The sequence below is a fragment of the Caballeronia humi genome, from assembly GCF_001544475.1.
Taxonomy (GTDB): Bacteria; Pseudomonadota; Gammaproteobacteria; order Burkholderiales; family Burkholderiaceae; genus Caballeronia; species Caballeronia humi.
In genome coordinates this window covers 1-860 of the sequence record NZ_FCNW02000215.1, presented here as the reverse complement: position 1 = coordinate 860, position 860 = coordinate 1, and the positions used below count along the sequence as shown (strand labels likewise).

The window sequence follows — 860 nt, the reverse complement described above, 5'->3', positions numbered from 1 at the left end:
CGAGCCACCAGGTACTGGCAAACAAAGCCGGCAATGAAAGGGAGCGATGACAACACGCCGATCGTCCACAGATCGGTGATGCCAGTCCGGCGGATGATCGTCGGCAACCAGAAGAACACGTTCGACGTGCTGGCGAGAAGCGCGACGCCCATCCCAGTCAAGAGATAAAACCGAGGGGAGAGCAGCGCCTGGCCGAACGACTTGTGCGCGGTTGCGCCGGTCGTCTCGCGGTCGGCTCGCAAGTCGCGTTCGATGATGGCCGCTTCGTCGGGTGACAGCCACGGTGCATTTGCCGGCGTATCGTGCAAAAGTCGGATCACGACGAAAACGAGCAGCAACGGCGGGATGCCTTCGATCAGAAAAAGCCACCGCCAGCTGTGCAGCCCCGCGACGCCATCCATCGTGTGCATGATGAGTCCCGACAACGGGCCGCCGATCACGCCGGCGATGGGAATGGAGGCCATGAAAAGCGCGGTGAAGCGAGCCCGGCGAGACACGGGCACCCAGTAGGTCAGATACAGCAGGATGCCGGGAAAAAGTCCCGCTTCGGAAGCGCCAAGCAGAAAGCGCCAGAGGTAATAGCTGTTCTGGCCCGTCATCGCGGCGAGTCCCGCCGAACATACCGCCCAGAGCACCATGATCCGCAGGAATGTCTTCCGCGCGCCAATCTTCGCCAGCAGCATGTTGCTGGGAATCTCGAACAGCATGTATCCGGCGTAGAAGATTCCCGCGCCGATTCCGAAGACCGCCTCGGAAAGCCCAAGATCGTGCAGGAAGCTCAGTTTCGCGAAGCCGACATTAGACCGGTCGATGAAGGCGACGATATAGAGCAGCATGAGGAGCGGCATCAAACGCCAGAG

General features: G+C 60.8%; 1 protein-coding gene. It reads right to left on the bottom strand.

Going from position 1 to position 860, the window contains the following annotated elements; genetic code table 11:
* Positions 1-848 (bottom strand): MFS transporter (locus AWB65_RS35110; protein WP_235008130.1); only part of this gene is annotated, 848 nt, incomplete at its 3' end.
* Positions 849-860: the final 12 nt, after the last annotated feature.